Source organism: Rubrivirga sp. S365 (assembly GCF_032248475.1).
Classification (GTDB): Bacteria; Bacteroidota; Rhodothermia; order Rhodothermales; family Rubricoccaceae; genus Rubrivirga; species Rubrivirga litoralis.
Genome location: NZ_JAVTTN010000001.1, coordinates 1741472 through 1757684 on the forward strand (window position 1 = coordinate 1741472; position 16213 = coordinate 1757684).

The window sequence follows — 16213 nt, forward strand, 5'->3', positions numbered from 1 at the left end:
CTACCGATTGGTGTCGGAGCCGTCCATTTACATTGCTGGTGTCCTTCGGCGTTGGTGCAGGTAATCCGCTGTGCGAACTCAAACCATCCTGCTCCTGCTCCTCATCGCGCTTGCGAAGCTCGCCGTCGTCATCTTCGTCCATGTATGGTCGGTCGACGTGGGGATGGGAGGGTTGAGCCCCATCATACTCGGAGGCGACGACGGAATTACGTACCGGCGGATCGCGGGCCACGTAGCGGAGACCGGGCGGCTTCCGGGGGCGCCGAACGTGTGGCCACTCGCCATTGGGCTTCTCATGCACTGGATGGGCCTCCGGGGCTTGTTCCTGTTCAAAGCATTCCTGTTTGTCGCCTCGGTCCTCGTCCTGGTCTATGGGCTCCGCCTCCTCGACCGGCTGTCGTGGGAAGCTACGCGGCAGCGGCCATCCGTTCGGTCTCAGGCTGTCACATTGGTGCTTCTCGGTCTGTTCCCTACGGTTGTGTATTACGGCTCGTTCTCGATCTACCGCGACCTCATGATCTACGCGTCCTATCTCGCGTGCGCGTACTACGGGTACGAGGTGTTCGTCCGGAGGGCGCGGGGTGGCATCGGGCTCGTGATCTCATTAGGCGGCCTCTTTGCGTTCCGGTGGTACGCGGCCGTCGCGTTCGTCGCAGGAACGGTTGCGTGGTTAGGCGTCGTGGGGCTCCGGCAGAGCCGGCGGAAGGGGGCCATTCTGGCTTCGGGGGCGGCCCTCGGCCTCCTGATGCTTGCCTTGCTCGTGCGTATGAACTTCTTTGCCGACTTCATGCACTACCTCCGTTTTCGGCAGACTTTTGAGGCGATGGAGGGAGGGTCGACGTTGGGTATCGATTTCGCGTCGGCCACTACTCCCTGGGGATTCCTCGCTCTCTACGCGTACAGCTTCGTGTCGAATGCGGTCGGGCCGCTCCCCTTCCAGGTGAACAGCCTGTCGACGCTGGTTGGGTTCGTGTTTGAAGTCCCGGTTATTGCGTACGCGCTTTACCGCGTCTTCCGGGGGCAGGTACGCAAGACGCCGGGAGGTCGGTACCTCCTCCTCCTCGCACTCGCCTGGTTCGGCCTGATCGCGATCTACAACGACAACCTCGGGACGGCCCTCCGGCTCCGGGTTCTTGGCATGCAGCTCGTGTTCCTCGTCTTCGCGTGCGAACTGTGGGTAGCCCAGCTCAGGCGACGGAGCCTTACTGCGCGCCGGCAGGCACGGCCCGCGGCTCTCGTGGCTCAGGTGGTATGACCGGCGCGGCCTCAGCGGACCGGGGGAGCCCCGCCGCCCCGCCGCCGGACCGCTCGACGGGCCGGCTCCTGATGCTGACGCGGTACGGCGACCTGGGGTCGAGCAGCCGGGTCCGCGGGAGCCAGTTCGTCCCCGCCCTCCGCCGGGCGGGGTGGCGGGTGGAGCGGGCGGGGCTGCTCGACGATGCCTACGTCCGCCGCCTCTACGAGACGGGGGGGCGCCGGCCGGACCGGCTCGCCTGGGCCTACCTCCGGCGGGCTGCCCGGCTCCTCGGGCGCGCGGACCACGACTTGATCTGGGTCGAGAAGGAACTGCTCCCGTTCGTCCCGTACGCCGCCGAGCGGGCGCTTTTCAGGGGGCGGCCCTACGTAGTCGACTACGACGACGCTACATTCCACACGTACGACACCCACCGCCGCGCGGCTGTCCGCCGCGTGTTCGGCCGGAAGGTGGACCGTTTGATGCGAGGTGCACGGACGGTCGTTGCGGGAAACGGCTACCTTGCCGCTCGGGCGAGGACGGCCGGAGCTCGGCACATTGAGGTGCTCCCGAGCGTAGTCGACCTCGACTGCTACGGGCCGGTAGCGCCCTTGCCCGAAGGGCCATTTACTATCGGGTGGATCGGGTCCCCCGGCTCGCAGCGGGTGCTCCACGTCCTCCGGGACGTCCTCGCTAGAGAGGCTGCCCGCCCCGATACGCGCGTAGTCCTCGTCGGTGTCGAGGGGCGCCCGCTCGGTGACGTCCCGGTCGAGGTCCGGCCGTGGAGCGGGGCGACGGAGGTGGCTGAGATGGGGCGCTTCCACGTCGGAATCATGCCGCTCCCGGACGAGCCGTGGGAGCGGGGGAAGTGCGGGTTCAAGCTCGTCCAATGCATGGCCGCCGGGCGCCCGGTCGTCGCCTCGCCCGTCGGCGTTAACGCCGAGATCGTGACGGACGGGTGGAACGGGTTCCTCGCCGACGGCCCCGACGCGTGGCACGCGGCGTTCGATCGGCTCCGCGCCGACCGCTCCTTGGGCCAGACGATGGGGGAGCGGGGCCGCGCCCGCGTCCGCGACGGGTACTCTCTCGCGAGCGTGGCCCCCCGGCTCGACGCCACGCTCCGAGAGGCCGCCGGCCTCACGCCGGGCGCCCCCCGACTTGACCCTACGCCATGACCGCGCCGTTCGTCGCCCGCCACCCCGCCCCTCGCCTCGGCCGTCCTACGGCGGGGCGGCAAACCGTTGCCTTCGTTGGGAACCAGCCTTTTGCGCTGGCCCGGTTCAGGACCCTCCTCGTCCGCGACCTGACGACAGCCGGGCACCGGGTCGTCGTGTTTTCGCCGGGGTGGGACTGCGACCCCGCGTCGCGCGACGTTCTGCAGGCGGCCGGCGCCGAGACGGCGCCGATCGCGTTCGACCGCTCGAAAGGGAGCCTCACCTACGAGGCCCGCTCCGTCCTCTCGATCCGCCGGGCGCTCCGCGGCCTCCGCCCCGACGCCGTCTTCTCTCACTTCGTCAAGCCCGTCCTCTACACGGCGGTCGCGACGGCCGGGCTCGGGATTCCCCGCCGGGTGGCGATGATCGAGGGGCTCGGGGTCAGCGGTGGCGGGAACGGGAAGCGGCGGCGGGTCCTCGCAGCCGCCTACCGCGTGGCCGGCACCGCCTACGACACATTGTTCGTCCTCAACGCCGAGGACGAGGCGTACTTCCGCGACGATGTCGGGCTGCGAGCGGACCGTCTGCGGCGGGTCGAGGGGATGGGCATCGACCTCGACCAGTTCGCACCCGCCCCGCCCCCGGGCCGCCCCGCTCCGACGTTCCTCTACGTCGGTCGGATGCTAGAGCAGAAGGGGGTGTGGGACTTCGTCGAGGCCGCGCGCCGCGTGAAGGCCGAGCACCCGGGCACCCGGTTCGTCATGCTGGGCGGGGCGGACGACAGCTACGACGCCGTTTCGGAAGCGGAGCTCCGCCGGCGCACGGACGCCGCTGGCGTCGAATGGCGGGGCCACGTCGACGACGTCGAGGGCTGGCTCCGCGAGGCCGACGTGTTCGTGCTCCCGTCGTTCTACCGCGAGGGCTACCCGCGGAGCATCATGGAGGCCATGGCGACCGGCCGCGCCGTCATCACGACGGACAACCCCGGGTGCCGCGAGGCCGTGGCTGACGGCGTCAACGGGCTCGTCGTGCCGCCCCGCGACCCGGCCGCCCTGGCCGACGCCATGCAGTCGCTCGTGGGCCGCCCCGCCCGCGTGGCCCGGATGGGGGAGGAGGGGCGGCGCTTGGCCGAGGAGCGCTACGACTACCGCCGGATCAACGCGATCGTCATGGGGGCTCTTCTGGGAGAGCCGGTCCGCGAGCCGGTCGCGGGCGGGGTGGGGCGGTGACCGTTTTCGTGACCGGAGGGACTGGCGCCGTCGGCCCGGCCGTCGTCCGCCGACTCGTCGCGGGCGGGGCGGACGTCCGCGTGCTCACGCGGGACGCGGCGGCGCCGCTCCCGGCCGGCGCCGAGCGTGTGGCCGGGTCGCTCGCCGATGCCGACGCGCTCGCGCGCGGCGCCGACGGGGCCGACGCTGTGGTCCACCTCGCGGCTCTCCTCCACGTGGTCGACCCGCCGCCCGAGCTGGCCGACGAGTACGCGCGCGTCAACGTAGGCGGGACCGAGCGACTGGCGGCGGCGGCCGAGCGCGCTGGCGTGGCCCGGTTCGCGTTCGCGAGCACGATCAACGTGTACGGTCCGAGCGCCGGCCGCGCGCCCTGGACCGAGGCCGATCCGACGGCGCCCGAGACGCCCTACGCCCGCACCAAGCGCGAGGCCGAGGGCATCGTCGCCGACCTCGCGGGCGGGGTGGTCCTGCGCCTCGCCGCCGTCTACGGGCCGGGCATGCGGGGAAACTACCGGCAGCTCTTGGGCGCTCTCCGCCGCGGGCTCCGCGTGCTGCCCGGGACGGGCCAGAACCGGCGGACGCTCGTCCACGTCGAGGACGCCGCGGCGGCGTTCGCTCTGGCCGCCACCACCCCGCTCCCGAGCGCGCTCTACAACCTGACGGACGGCCGCGTTTGGACGTTCAACGCCGTCGTGCGGGCGATGCAGCAGGCTGTTGACCGTCGGCCGAGCGTGCTCTACGTGCCCGCCCCGCCCGTGCGCGCGGCGGCCGCGGCGGCGTCGGCCGTCGCCGCGCGCCTGGGCCGGGACGTCCCAGGCGCGTCGGCCGTCGACAAGATTACCGAGGACGTGGCCGTCGACGGGCGACGCCTGATCGATGAGACCACCTACCGCCCCGCCCACGCCGACCTGAGGGCGGGGTGGGCGACTCTCCTGAGCGCGCCGTGACGCTCGTGTTCCTCGCCGCGGGCGCGGCCGCCGCGTCGTGGGCGCTCGTTGGCGCCGTGCGGCGCCTCGCGCTCCGGCGCGGCGTCCTCGACGTCCCCAACGAGCGGAGCTCACACACCACGCCGACGCCGCGCGGCGGTGGCCTCGCGCTCGTGCTCTGCGCCGCCGCCGCGTGGGCGCTCGCGCTCGCCGCTGGCGCCCCACCCCGCTCGGTTTTCGGGCTCGGCCTCCCCGCCCTCGCCGTCGCGGCGCTGGGCGGGGCGGACGACGTCCGGCCGCTCGGGGCGGGCCTCCGGCTGGCCGTCCAGGTCGCCGCCGCCGCCGCCGCCGTCTGGGCGCTCGGCGCGTGGACCGCCGTCACGCTTCCTGGCCTCGGCGCCGTCCCGCTCGGCGCGGCGGGCGGACTCGTCGCGGGGCTTTGGGTGGTCGGACTGACCAACGTCTACAACTTCATGGACGGGATCGACGGGATCGCCGGTCTCCAGGCCGTCGTCGCGGGTGCGGCGTGGGCGGCTGTCGGCGCGCTTGGGGGCGGCCTCGTCGCGGGGTGGACGGGCGCGGCCATGGGCGGGGCGGCGCTGGGCTTTCTCGTCCACAACTGGGCGCCGGCGCGGGTGTTCATGGGCGACGTAGGGAGCGCTTTTCTCGGTTTCACGTTCGCGGCCCTGGCTCTCGTCGGCAGCGACCCACGCCTGCCGCTAGCGGCGCTCGCGTTCGTGTGGCCGTTCGTGTTCGACGGCGGGTTCACGCTCGTGCGCCGCCTCCTCCGCGGAGAGAACGTGTTCGCGGCGCACCGCTCGCACCTCTACCAGCGCCTCGTCGTGACCGGTGCGGGGCACCGCGCGGTCGCCGCCCTTTACGGCGCGCTCGGTGCGGTCTCGGCCGCCGCGGGACTTGCCTGGTTGGGCGGGGCGGTATGGTTGTTGATCGGAGTGGGTGCGGGCGTGCCCATCGTTCTTTTCGCAGCGCTCCGCGCTACCGCCCCCCCCCAGCCGCCCGTGCCGGGTGCGTCTCATTCCCCTCAGCTGGAGCCCGCTGGCCCCCCGGGCGGGGCGGTGTGACGTGGGCCACACCTGTTTGACCTACGGGCCGGGAGCGCAGAGATAAATTGGTGAAGCCGGGGCGGAGCGGTGCGGCACGTGTAGGAGAAGATGCAAGCGCATGTGCGAAAAGCGTCTGCCCCACGCGCCAAGAGCGCGCCGGCCCCAGCGCCGGACCCCCGTCCACCCGGTTTCCACATGTGGCGCCGCCCCGCCCCCGAGCGGCCCCGGTACTTTCGCGTTCCCCCCCACCGTCATTAGGACCCGCTGTCCCTGGGTTCTGGTCCCCTGCATGACACGACTCGTTCTAAAGTCCTCCCTCGACTACGGGGTGTGGCTCCTCGCCGCGCCCCTCGCGTTCGTGCTCCGGCTCGACGCGGGCGCGTTCGCGTTCGGGGCCGACGTGCTGACGTACACGGCGGTGGGTGGGCTGCTCAAGGCGGTCGTCCTCATCGGGATGAACCGGCGCGTCCGCTCGTGGCATCGGGTTGGACTGCGCGACATGGTCCCCCTGCTGGTGGCGGTCGTGGCCGTTGCTCTGGTGGAGTTCGTGGCCGCCGCCGCCAGCGTGGGCGACGTGTTCGTCCCCCGAAGCGTCCCGCTGATCGAGGCCATGCTTGCGATCCTAGGCCTCGCGGGGCTCCGGTTTGCGGCGCGGCTGTACTACGAGGAAAGGGGGATTCTCCAGAGCCGCCGCCGCGGTGAGCGCGGCCGGCGCGTGATCGTGGCCGGGGCCGGCGACGCTGGCGTCGCTGTCGTACGTGAGATGCTTCGCCACCCGAAAGCCGGCCGGTGGCCGGTCGGGTTCGTTGACGACGATCCGTCGAAGCTGCGCAAGAGGGTGGCGGGCCTCCCCGTGCTCGGGGAGATCGACGAGTTGGCCGTCGTCGCCGACCGCGTCGATGCCGACGAAGTTCTGATCGCCATGCCGTCGCACGACGGCGGCGTGGTGCGGCGCGTGGTTGAGCGGGCGAGCAAGGCGGGCCTTCAGCACCGGACGGTTCCGGGGCTCCTCGACCTCGTCAGCGGCCGCGTCTCGGTCTCGAACATCCGCCGCGTCGACGTCGAGGACCTCCTGGGGCGGAAGTCCGTCCGCCTCGAGACGGGTCCCATTGAGGCGCTCGTTTCAGGCCGGACGGTCCTCGTGACTGGGGCGGGCGGGTCGATCGGGTCCGAGGTCGTGCGTCAGATCGCCCCGTTTGCGCCCGGCGAGATCGTCCTCCTCGGGCGGGGCGAGAACAGCGTGTTCCGGATCGACGGCGAGCTGGCCCGGAGCCACCCCGCCCTCGCACGGCGGCCGGTAATCTGCGACGTCCGCGACGAGCGGTCGCTCCGGGCCGTGTTCGAGGCGCATCGACCCGAGGTCGTGTTCCACGCCGCGGCCCACAAGCACGTCCCGCTCATGGAGGCCAACCCCGAGCAGGCCGTGTGGAACAACGTCGGCGGCACGCTCGCGCTCGCGCGCCTCGCCGTCGAGTTCGGGGTCGACACGCTCGTCAACGTCTCGACGGACAAGGCCGTCAACCCGACGAACGTGATGGGCGCCTCGAAGCGCGTGGCCGAGATGGTCGTCGCCGACGCCGCCCGGCGGTGCGCGGGGTGCACGATGGTGTCGGTCCGGTTCGGGAACGTGCTCGGAAGCCGGGGAAGCGTGGTCCCGCTGTTCCGCGACCAGATCCGGCGGGGCGGGCCGGTGACCGTGACGCACCCCGACATGGTCCGCTACTTCATGACAATCCCCGAGGCCGCCGGTCTCGTGCTCCAGGCCGGCGCCGTCGCCGAGAGCGGCCGCGTCTACGTGCTCGACATGGGCGAGCCGGTGCGGATCGCGGACCTCGCCCGCGACCTCATCCTGCTCTCGGGGCTCGAGCCCGGACGCGACATCGACATCGAGTACACCGGCGCGCGCCCCGGCGAGAAGCTCTACGAGGAGCTCCTGCTCTCAGAGGAGGGAACGGAGCCGTCCCCGCACGAGAAGATCTTCGTCGCCCGGAAGTCGCGGCCGGCCGGCGACATCACGCCGCTCCTCGACGCCCTGTTCGAGGCCGCCCGCTCTGGCGACGGCGACGCCGTCCGCCAGGCGTTCCGCGGCCTCGTCCCGACCTACCGCCCCGAGGCGGCGGCTCCGACGGGGAGCGGGGCGTCGGCCGGCGGGCACTCGGGCGACGGGCAGGTGGGCCGCGGCGTCCCCGTCGTCCGCGCGCTCTGACGGCGGTCCCCACCCCGCCCGCGCCAGCGGGGCGGGGACCGCTCGCCCGGAGCCGCCCTGCCCGCGCGTCGGCCCAAGACGACGAAAGCCGCCCGGTCCGAAGACCAGGCGGCTTTGCGTGGGTGCCCGGGACTGGACTCGAACCAGCACGGCGGTTAAGCCACACGCCCCTCAAGCGTGCGTGTCTACCAATTTCACCACCCGGGCGGGGTGGGCGCCGAGGCGCGAAAGAACAAGGCCGAAGATGAGCCTGGGTGACTCCGGTAGGGCTCGAACCTACGACCCGCTGGTTAAAAGCCAGCTGCTCTGCCAACTGAGCTACGGAGTCGCTGGAGGGCGGACGCCGGCTCCGGCGGGCAGGTCGACCAAGGTAGGCCCCGTCCCGGGTCGGGGGCAACGGGGGCGTGTGGAGCGGACGCAAAGACGGCTGCCCCGCCCCGATCTGCCTGCCACGCCGTGCGGCGGGCGGGGCGGACCCCGCTAGCTTCCCCGACTCAGGCTTCCACCCCGCCCCGTGACCGTCCACGACACCTCCCTCCCTGGCGTCTTCGTCATTGAGCCCCGCGTGTTTGCCGACGCCCGTGGGTTCTTCCTCGAGCAGTACCACGCTGCACGCTACGCCGAAGCCGGGATTGCTGCACCGTTCGTGCAGGACAACCACAGTCGGAGCCGGCAGGGCGCGATTCGCGGCCTCCACTTCCAGAAGCGGCACCCGCAGGGGAAGCTCGTCGCGGCCGTGCGGGGGGCGATTTGGGACGTCGTTGTCGACCTCCGGGCCGGGTCGGCCACGTTCGGGGAGTGGGAGGCGTTCACGCTCTCCGACGAGGCGCCGCGCCAGCTGTGGGTGCCGCCCGGCTTCGGCCACGGGTTCGCCGTGCTCTCGGAACAGGCCGACGTGGTCTACAAGTGCACCGACGTCTACCGCCCCGGCGACGAAGGCGGGGTGGTCTGGGACGACCCCGGGCTCGCCATCCCGTGGCCGGTCGACAAGCCGCTGCTCTCGGACAAGGACCGGGCGTACCCGCGGCTCGACGCGCTCGGCGCCGACGACCTCCCGCAGGTCGCGGTCTCGTGAGGGCGCTCGTGACCGGGGCCGGCGGCCAAGTCGGCGCCGAGGCCGTGCGCCTGGGCGGGGCGGGCGTCGTGGGCGTAGGGCGGGGCGGCCTCGACGTGACGGACCGCGACGCCGTGCTCCGCGCCGTCGAGCAAGCCGAGCCCGATGTCGTCGTCCACGCGGCGGCGTATACGGCCGTCGACCGCGCTGAGGCCGAGGCTGACCGCGCGTACGCCGTCAACCGTGACGGGGCGGCCCACGTCGCTGAGGCGTGCGCGCGTGCGGGCGTCCCGCTCGTCCATCTCTCGACGGACTACGTGTTCGACGGGACGAAAGGGACGCCGTACGTGCCCGACGACCCGCCCGCCCCGCTCGGCGTGTACGGGGCGTCAAAGGCGGCCGGCGAGACGGCGGTCCGCGAGAGGCTAGACCAGCACCTCATCCTGCGCACGGCGTGGGTCTTCAGCGGCCGCCCCGGCTCGTTCGTGTCGACCATGCTGCGCCTGGCGTCCGAGCGCCCCCGCCTTGGCGTCGTCGCCGACCAGTGGGGGCACCCGACGTGGGCGACGGCCCTCGCGCGGGCCTGCCTCCACGCCGCGGCGCTCGCGGCCGAGGGCCGGGCGCCGTGGGGGACGTGGCACGTCGCCGGCGCCCCGCTCACGACGTGGCACGGGCTGGCCGAGGCCGCCGTCGCCGCCGGCGCCGAGCGGGGCGTGACGCCGGCCGTGCCCGTCGACCCCATCGCGACGGCCGGCTACCCGACGGCCGCCCGCCGCCCCGCCCGCGTCGAGTTGGAGATCGCCCCGTCGCTCGCGGCCCTCGGCCTCGCCCCGCTCGACTGGCGCGACGGGGTGGGGCCATCAGTGGACGAGTGGGCGGCGGAAGGCGGAAGGCGGAAGGCAGAAGGCGGAAGGGGAGCCGGGGCGGGGCGGTAACGCTGGTCCTCTTCCTCCTGGGCGAGAGAGGGCGGGGCGGTTTAGAAAGCCCGCCCCGCCCAAAGCGCTGGGGGCGGGGCGGAGGCACTTTCCCCAGTCCCCATGTCCTGATGCCCCGCCCCGCCCGCGGCTACGGGATCTCGACGCGCGCCCCGCCCTCGGCGAGCGAGCGACGGGCCGCCTCCAGCACGCGGACGACGGCGAGGCCGTCGTCGCCGTCGGTGAGGGCGGGGCGGCCCTCGCGGACCGACGCCACGAACTCCTCGACTTCGAGCCGCAGCGGCTCAGCCGGCGCGATGCGCGGCACGACGATGTCGCCCGAGCGGACCGTCAGCGCGCCGGCGAACGAGGCGTAGCCGGCCTCGGCGCTCGGGTCAATCCCCTTGTCGTAGACGCGGACCTTCTCGGCCGGCTCCATGTCGTCGACCGTCGCCATCTTCTCGCTCCCCACGACCGTCGTCCGGCGGACCTTGTGGGGGTCGAGCCAGGAGCAGTGGAGGTGCGCGATCTGGCCGCCCTCGTACGTCACCGTCGCGAACACGACGTCCTCGACGCCGGGCTGGAGGAACGCCTGCCCCTGCGCCGCGACGGCGACCGGGCGGCCCGGGAGGAGCGCCTGCGCCACGGCGAGGTCGTGCGGCGCCAGACTGTCGAACGCGTTCTCGCGGTCGCGGACCACGCCCAGGTTGACGCGCATGCTGTGCACGTAGCGGATCTCGCCGAGCGCGCCGTCCGCCGCCAGCCGCTCGACGTGGCGGAAGGCGGGGTGGTACCGGAGGAGGTGCCCGACCATGAGGCGGAGCCCCCGCTCGCGCGCCTCGCGGACCAGCCGCTCGGCCTCGGCCGCCGTCTGGGCCAGCGGCTTCTCGACGAACACGTGCTTCCCCGCCTCCAGCGCCGCCAGCGCCACCTCGTAGTGGAGCGGCGTCTCGACGGCGACCACGACGGCCTCGACGGCGGCGTCGGCCAGGAGCGCGTCGACGTCGCGGACGGCGCGGGCGCCGGGCGCGAGGCGGGCCGCGGCGGCGAGCGCGGGGTCGCGCCGGTCGCACACGGCGACGACCTCGGCGCCCGGCAGCGCGGCCGTGTTGCGGAGCAGGTTCAGCCCCCACCGTCCCACGCCGACGTGCCCGATGCGGACGGCTTCCGAAAACGCGAACGAGGACACGGGCGGGGCGGGTAACGGGGAAAGGGACGGGCGCCGGGGCGGGGTGGCCGCCCCGCCCGCTACGCGGTGCGAACGAACGCCGCGACGGCCTCGGCGACCGAAGCGACTTGGCTCGCCGTCAGGTGCGGGTGCATGGGGAGCGAGAGGACCTCGGCGCAGGCCCGATCCGTCTCCGGCAGGTCCGCCGCCCCGCCCGCGTAGGGCGCCATCCGGTGGAGCGGCTCGGGGTAGTACACCATCGTCGGCACGCCGCGCGCAGCGAGGTGCGCGCGGAGCCCGTTGCGGAGCGCGGCCGGCACGCGGACCGTGTACTGGTGGAACACGTGGCACGCGCCCGCAGCCCGGGCGGGGCGGACGACTTCGTCTAGCCCGTCGAGGTGCGCGTCGTACAGGGCAGCGGCGGCGCGGCGGGCGTCGGTGAACGCCGGGAGGTGCCGGAGCTGGACGGACAGGATCGCGGCCTGGAGCGCGTCGAGCCGGCTGTTTACGCCGACGCGCGTGTGGTGGTACTTCCGCTCGGCGCCGTGGTTGGCGATCGCCCGCACGCGCGCGGCGAGGTCGGCATCGGTCGTGAGGACTGCTCCGCCGTCGCCGAACGCGCCCAGGTTTTTCGACGGGTAGAACGAGAGCGTGCCCACGGCCCCGGCCGTCCCGGCGGCCTGGCCGTCGCGCGTCGCCCCGAGCGCCTGCGCCGCGTCCTCGACGATGGGCACGTCACCGGCGGCGTCCCGGATGGCCGCGAGGTCCGCCATCTGCCCGAACAGGTGGACCGGCACGACCGCCTTCGTCCGCTCCGTGACGGCGTCGGCGACCCGCTCCGGGTCCAGGTTGAACGTCTCGGGGTCGATGTCGGCGAAGACGGGCCGCGCGCCCAAGAGCGCCGCCGCCTCGGCCGTCGCGACGAACGTGAACGCCGGGCACACGACCTCGTCGCCCGGCCCGACGCCCAGCGCCATGAGCGCGACCTGGAGCGCGTCCGTCCCGTTCCCGACCCCGAGCGCGTGCACCGCCCCGCCCTCCGCCAGTCCCGCGACGTAGGCGGCGAGCTCGGCCTCGAAGGCGGCCACGAACGGCCCCCGCACGAACGCGCCGCGGTCGAGCACGGCGGCGATGGCCGCGTCGATCTCGGGACGGAGCGCGGCCACCTGCGCGCGCAGGTCGACCATCTGGAGATCCATCGAGGGCGGGGCGTTCCGGGGCGGGGCGGGCAAAGGTAGCGAGGGCAGGGGACTGGGGACGCGCGGGCGGGGCGGTGCTCGTTTTGTTCCGCCCCGCCCAGGCGCGGGCGGGGTGGCGGACGATGCGGGCGGGGCGGTCCCGAACGGCGCCGCCTCGCCCACGGGCGACCGCCGGTCGCCCCTACGGCAGCCACCCCGCCACGGTACGGGCGGGGTGGCTCCGCTGCCCGCTCACCCGCCGTTCTCCCTCAATTGCTCCGGCGCCACCGCCCGCGCGTCGCGGGCCGGCACGCCAATCCAGACCCGCCCCGCCCGCGCGTCGCCCGTGAGCACGGCGCCGGCGCCGACGACGGCCTCGACCTCGACCTCGCGGCCGGGGAGCAGCACGGCCCCCACGCCCAGGCGCGCGCCGTCGCGGACCGTCGGCCCGCCGAACCGAGCCTTGCGCGCTTCGGTCCGCCCGAGGAAGGCGTCGTTGCTCGTGAGCACGCCCGGCGCCACGAACACGTCGTCGCCGAGCATGGTGTAGGCGCAGAGGTAGGCGTTCGTCTCCAGCTTGCACCGGGCGCCGACCGTCGTGTCGTTCTCGACCGCCACGCCGCGCCCGACGATGGTCTCGTCGCCCACCGCTACGCGCTCGCGGACCGTCGCGAGGTCGGCCACGAGGACGCGCTCGCCCAGGCGGCAGCCGCGGTAGATCACGGCGCCGGTCCCGACGAGGCACCCGTCGCCGATCTGGGCGGGGGGGAGGTCCCCGCCCTCGGCCGTCGTCGCGCTCCGCGCCGCCCGCATCGGCCGCTTGCCGACGACCGCGTGGTCGTCGACGCGCACGCCGGCCCCGAGCCGGGTCCCCTCGTGGAGCACGACGTGGTGCCCGATCTGGCACCCCGCCCCCACGTCGACGCCCGGTCCGACGACGCTAAAGTGGCCGACATCGACGCCGGCGCCGAGGTGGGCCGAAGCGTGAACCTGAGCGGTGGGGGCGACGGACATGGCGGGGCGGGGCGGCGGACCCCGGGGCGGGGCGGGGCGTACGGACGGGGCGTTCCCAAGCTACCCCCCGCATGCCCGCCCTCCTCCTCGCGCTCCTCGCCCCGACCCCCGAGGGCTACGGCGTCGGCCTCGAGCCGCTCGTCTACCTCAGCGTCCTCGTCCCCATCCTGCTCCTCGCCGCCATCTGGTGGTACGGGAGTCGGAACACGGTCTAGGACCGCCCCGCCCGGCCGTCGGGCTAGAAACGCCGCGCGCCGCGCCCGGGACGGTCCCAGGCGCGGCGCGCAGTTGGTTGGGGCGGGGCGGCCGCCTAGCTCTGGTCGAGCTCGCGGAGGTAATGCTGCGCCCAGCTGTGCCAGGACTGGCCTTCGTCGATGGCCTCGAAGGCGGCTCGGGCCTCGTCCACGTTGCCGGCCTCCATGTTGGCGATGCCGAGCTGGATGTAGTACAGCGAGCGGTCGTCCTGCCCCTCGCTCTGGGCGAGAGCGGTCTCGGCGTACGGGATTGCGTCGGCCCCGCGGTTCATCGTGTTGAGGGCCTTAGCGTAGTAGAACGCGATCTGGTCCGTGTCGTAGCCGGCGAGCCGGGCCTGCTCGAGGAGCGCGTAGGCGTCGATGGCCTGGGCCTCCGTGACCTCGTTGGCCTGGAGGATGGCGATGGCCTCCTCGACCTTCTGGTTTGTCGCCTCGGCTTCGGACGCCGCGGCCTGAGCCGCCTGCTCCTGCTGCTGCTGGGCGGCGTTCGCTGCGCGCGATTCGATCGCGCCGTTGATCTGGTCGAGGTACCGCTGCGTGGTCCGCACGACGTCGTCGGCGTTCGCGGCGTCCGAAGCCTCGGCCATCTCGACGGCGGATTCGAGGGCCGACCGGGAGTCTTCGAGGCGGCCGAGCTGAGCGAGCGCCTGGCCGCGGCCGAGCGCGGCGACGGCGTACGCGTCGTTGTAGAGGAGGGCCTGGTCAAACTGGGCCAGCGCCTCGTCGTAGTTCTGGGCGGTGAGGGCCGCGCGGCCCTCTTCGTAAAACTCGCGGGCGCGGTCCGGGTCGGGCGCGACGACGGGTTCGGCGGCGACCGAGTCGGCCATGACGGAATCGGCCACGACCGAGTCGGCCGGGACGGCCACCGTGTCCGGGGTCGACTCCTGCGCGGAGGCGGGGACCGTGAGCGCGAGCGCGAGCGCGGGGGCGGCGAGGAAAGACAGTCGGGACATCCTGGTGGGGGAAAACGGGCGGGGGCGATGGACGAAACTACAGAGACCGTACCGTGATGAGAACGGCCGTTCTCGCGCCCTTCGTGCTCCTCCCGTGTCTGCTCCACTAGACGGCCGCGTCCACCCCGCCCCTAGAAACCGCCTCTGGTCCCCGCCCCGCCCGATCAGGCGGGGCGGGGTGGTTCGGGGAGCGAAGGCAACCCTCCGAGAACCCTCAGAAGTTGGGCGAGATGCCGGCCTCTTCGCTGAACCGATCGATCACGTCGACCGCCTCGTCGGGGTCGTCCGTGACCGTGAGCAGGTCGGGGTCGCCGGCCGAGATGTAGCCGCCGTCGAGGAGCGTGCTCCGGATCCAGTCGAGGAGGCCGCCCCAGTAGGACGTGCCCATGAGGACGACCGGAAACCGGGCCGTTTTCCGCGTCTGGATGAGCGTCAGGCTCTCAAACAGCTCGTCCATCGTCCCGAACCCGCCCGGGAGCACGATGTAGCCCTGCGCGTAGCGGACGAACATGGTCTTCCGGGCAAAGAAGAACTCGAACAGGAGGTTCTTGTCGGGGTCCACGTAGGGGTTCGAGCCTTGCTCGTGGGGGAGCGCGATGTTGAGCCCGACCGACGCCCCGCCCGCCTCCTGCGCGCCTTTGTTCGCGGCCTCCATGATGCCCGGCCCGCCCCCGGTAATGACGGCGTAGCCCCGCTCGGCGAGCGTCCGCCCGACGGCCACGCCCAGGTCGTAGTACGGCGTCCCCGGAGGCGTCCGCGCCGACCCGAACACGGACACGCTCGGGCCGACCGACGAGAGCCGCCCGAACCCTTCGACAAACTCGCTCATGATCCGAAACACGCGCCACGTGTCCTCGGACCGGCGCTGGTGCCACTCGGCGAGCTCGCGCGGGGTCATCGGCCGGTCGGCGTCGAAGGGGGTCTGGACGGGCGTGGTGTCGGACATCGGGGGCGGGGCGGGGGGACCTAAACAGACGCGGCCCCCGCCGGAGAGGGCGGGGGCCGCGAAAACTAGCCCGCCGGAGCGGGCGGGGCGGGTCCTAGTTGTACTCGGACTCGACCTGCTGGCGGTACTGCTCGTTCGGGTAGATCGCGATCTCGACGCGGCGGTTGGCCGGGTCGGTGCCCGGGATGCCGGCGAGCGGCTCGCTCTCGCCCACGCCGTACGCCTGGAGGCGCGAGGCAGCGAGGCCCTGGCTGATCAGGAAGTTCTCGACGGCCTGGGCGCGGGCCTGCGAGAGGTTCTGGTTGAGCTGCGTCGGCCCGTCCGTCGAGGCGTGCCCGACGACGACGGCGTCGTGGCCCGGGTAGTTACGGAGGCTCGAGGCGAGGTCGCGGAGGTCGGCCTGGACGCCCGGGCGGAGCGTGGACTCACCGAGGTCGAACAGGAGGTCGTTGTCGAACCGGACCGCGATCCCGGCCGTCTCGCCATCGTCGCCGGGGATCGGCGTCACTTCGGCGTTTTCGAGGTCGTTGTCGAGCTCCTCGGCCTGCTTGTCCATCTGCCGACCGACGACGGCGCCGGCCGCCCCGCCTACGGCGGCTCCGATGATGGCGCCGCGGGCCGTCGAGCCCGTGATCTTGCCGATGACGCCGCCGAGGACGGTGCCGGCGGCCGCGCCGCCGATGGCGCCCTTGCCGGTGTTGTTGAGGCTGGAACAGCCGGTCTGTGTGATGCCCAACAGGAGGGCAAACGCGAGCGCCGCGTAGCGGATGCGGAACGTGTACATGAGTGGGGGGAGGTGACGGGGGGGAAGTGTGAGCCTCGAACAGGGTCTCACACCTGCCCCAGAGCCAAGTTCCATGCCGCCCCGCCCGGACGCGCCAAATCGGCCCGCACGGGGCTTCCGGCGCCCTCGGCCCTA

15 protein-coding genes and 2 tRNA genes are annotated in these 16213 nt (G+C 73.2%); 9 read left to right on the forward strand and 8 right to left on the reverse strand.

Annotation, left to right across the window (positions count from 1 at the left end):
* Window positions 1–70: 70 nt before the first annotated feature.
* The 6 genes from RQM47_RS07585 to RQM47_RS07610 all read left to right on the forward strand — a co-directional run bounded on the left by RQM47_RS07585 (window position 71) and on the right by RQM47_RS07610 (window position 7813).
* Complete coding sequence (locus RQM47_RS07585) at window positions 71–1255, forward strand: hypothetical protein (protein WP_311663154.1); 1185 nt, start codon at window positions 71–73, stop codon at window positions 1253–1255.
* Entirely contained in the window at window positions 1252–2409 is a 1158-nt protein-coding gene (locus RQM47_RS07590) for a glycosyltransferase family 4 protein (protein ID WP_311663153.1), read from the forward strand. Before RQM47_RS07585 ends, RQM47_RS07590 begins: the two co-directional genes overlap by 4 nt.
* Window positions 2406–3617, forward strand: a complete 1212-nt coding sequence (locus RQM47_RS07595; protein WP_311663152.1) for a glycosyltransferase family 4 protein — start codon at window positions 2406–2408, stop codon at window positions 3615–3617. Before RQM47_RS07590 ends, RQM47_RS07595 begins: the two co-directional genes overlap by 4 nt.
* A gap of 8 nt (window positions 3618–3625) precedes the next feature.
* Window positions 3626–4564: an NAD-dependent epimerase/dehydratase family protein gene (locus tag RQM47_RS07600; protein ID WP_311663151.1), complete on the forward strand. Its 939-nt coding sequence runs from the start codon at window positions 3626–3628 to the stop codon at window positions 4562–4564.
* Entirely contained in the window at window positions 4561–5625 is a 1065-nt protein-coding gene (locus RQM47_RS07605) for a hypothetical protein (RefSeq protein WP_314008253.1), read from the forward strand. Before RQM47_RS07600 ends, RQM47_RS07605 begins: the two co-directional genes overlap by 4 nt.
* A 271-nt stretch (window positions 5626–5896) precedes the next feature.
* On the forward strand, window positions 5897–7813 hold the full coding sequence (locus tag RQM47_RS07610; RefSeq protein ID WP_311663149.1) for a nucleoside-diphosphate sugar epimerase/dehydratase: 1917 nt from the start codon (window positions 5897–5899) through the stop codon (window positions 7811–7813).
* Window positions 7814–7936: 123 nt separating this feature from the next.
* Here RQM47_RS07610 and RQM47_RS07615 read toward each other — a convergent pair.
* Window positions 7937–8020, reverse strand: a tRNA-Leu gene (locus tag RQM47_RS07615).
* A gap of 48 nt (window positions 8021–8068) precedes the next feature.
* Window positions 8069–8141 (reverse strand) — tRNA-Lys (locus tag RQM47_RS07620).
* 186 nt (window positions 8142–8327) lie between these two features.
* Between RQM47_RS07620 and rfbC the strand changes: the two genes are divergently transcribed.
* Both rfbC and rfbD read left to right on the forward strand, forming a co-directional pair.
* Window positions 8328–8888 (forward strand): dTDP-4-dehydrorhamnose 3,5-epimerase, encoded by a 561-nt coding sequence (gene rfbC / locus RQM47_RS07625; protein ID WP_311663148.1) that lies wholly within the window; start codon window positions 8328–8330, stop codon window positions 8886–8888.
* Window positions 8889–8896: 8 nt separating this feature from the next.
* The gene (gene rfbD / locus RQM47_RS07630; protein ID WP_311663147.1) at window positions 8897–9802 is read left to right on the forward strand and encodes a dTDP-4-dehydrorhamnose reductase; all 906 of its coding nucleotides are present in this window, start codon (window positions 8897–8899) and stop codon (window positions 9800–9802) included.
* 130 nt (window positions 9803–9932) lie between these two features.
* Here rfbD and RQM47_RS07635 read toward each other — a convergent pair whose 3' ends face one another.
* From RQM47_RS07635 to RQM47_RS07645, 3 genes are all read right to left on the reverse strand, one after another.
* Entirely contained in the window at window positions 9933–10970 is a 1038-nt protein-coding gene (locus RQM47_RS07635; protein ID WP_311663146.1) for a Gfo/Idh/MocA family oxidoreductase, read from the reverse strand.
* 59 nt (window positions 10971–11029) lie between these two features.
* Window positions 11030–12181 (reverse strand): DegT/DnrJ/EryC1/StrS family aminotransferase, encoded by a 1152-nt coding sequence (locus RQM47_RS07640; RefSeq protein ID WP_311663145.1) that lies wholly within the window; start codon window positions 12179–12181, stop codon window positions 11030–11032.
* A gap of 198 nt (window positions 12182–12379) precedes the next feature.
* Window positions 12380–13141, reverse strand: coding sequence for an acyltransferase (locus RQM47_RS07645; protein ID WP_311663144.1), 762 nt, complete (start codon window positions 13139–13141; stop codon window positions 12380–12382).
* A 71-nt stretch (window positions 13142–13212) separates the two neighbouring features.
* On the opposite strand from RQM47_RS07645, the gene RQM47_RS07650 reads away from it, so the two are divergent.
* Window positions 13213–13356 (forward strand): hypothetical protein, encoded by a 144-nt coding sequence (locus RQM47_RS07650; RefSeq protein ID WP_311663143.1) that lies wholly within the window; start codon window positions 13213–13215, stop codon window positions 13354–13356.
* Between the two features lie 95 nt (window positions 13357–13451).
* On the opposite strand, the gene RQM47_RS07655 is transcribed toward RQM47_RS07650, so the two are convergent.
* From RQM47_RS07655 to RQM47_RS07665, 3 genes are all read right to left on the reverse strand, one after another.
* On the reverse strand, window positions 13452–14348 hold the full coding sequence (locus RQM47_RS07655; RefSeq protein WP_311663142.1) for a tetratricopeptide repeat protein: 897 nt from the start codon (window positions 14346–14348) through the stop codon (window positions 13452–13454).
* 214 nt (window positions 14349–14562) lie between these two features.
* A complete protein-coding gene (locus tag RQM47_RS07660; protein WP_311663141.1) occupies window positions 14563–15294 on the reverse strand; it encodes a TIGR00730 family Rossman fold protein in 732 nt (243 codons plus the stop codon).
* Window positions 15295–15388: 94 nt separating this feature from the next.
* Window positions 15389–16078, reverse strand: a complete 690-nt coding sequence (locus RQM47_RS07665) for an OmpA family protein (protein WP_311663140.1) — start codon at window positions 16076–16078, stop codon at window positions 15389–15391.
* Window positions 16079–16213 lie beyond the last annotated feature (135 nt).

Bases quoted from the DNA above. Each gene is read 5' to 3' on its own strand.
- RQM47_RS07590 (WP_311663153.1), top strand. From the start codon at position 1,252: ATGACCGGCGCGGCCTCAGCGGACCGGGGGAGCCCCGCCGCCCCGCCG.
- RQM47_RS07595 (WP_311663152.1), top strand. From the start codon at position 2,406: ATGACCGCGCCGTTCGTCGCCCGCCACCCCGCCCCTCGCCTCGGCCGT.
- RQM47_RS07610 (WP_311663149.1), top strand. From the start codon at position 5,897: ATGACACGACTCGTTCTAAAGTCCTCCCTCGACTACGGGGTGTGGCTC.
- RQM47_RS07645 (WP_311663144.1), bottom strand. From the start codon at position 13,141: ATGTCCGTCGCCCCCACCGCTCAGGTTCACGCTTCGGCCCACCTCGGC.
- RQM47_RS07650 (WP_311663143.1), top strand. From the start codon at position 13,213: ATGCCCGCCCTCCTCCTCGCGCTCCTCGCCCCGACCCCCGAGGGCTAC.
- RQM47_RS07655 (WP_311663142.1), bottom strand. From the start codon at position 14,348: ATGTCCCGACTGTCTTTCCTCGCCGCCCCCGCGCTCGCGCTCGCGCTC.
- RQM47_RS07660 (WP_311663141.1), bottom strand. From the start codon at position 15,294: ATGTCCGACACCACGCCCGTCCAGACCCCCTTCGACGCCGACCGGCCG.
- RQM47_RS07665 (WP_311663140.1), bottom strand. From the start codon at position 16,078: ATGTACACGTTCCGCATCCGCTACGCGGCGCTCGCGTTTGCCCTCCTG.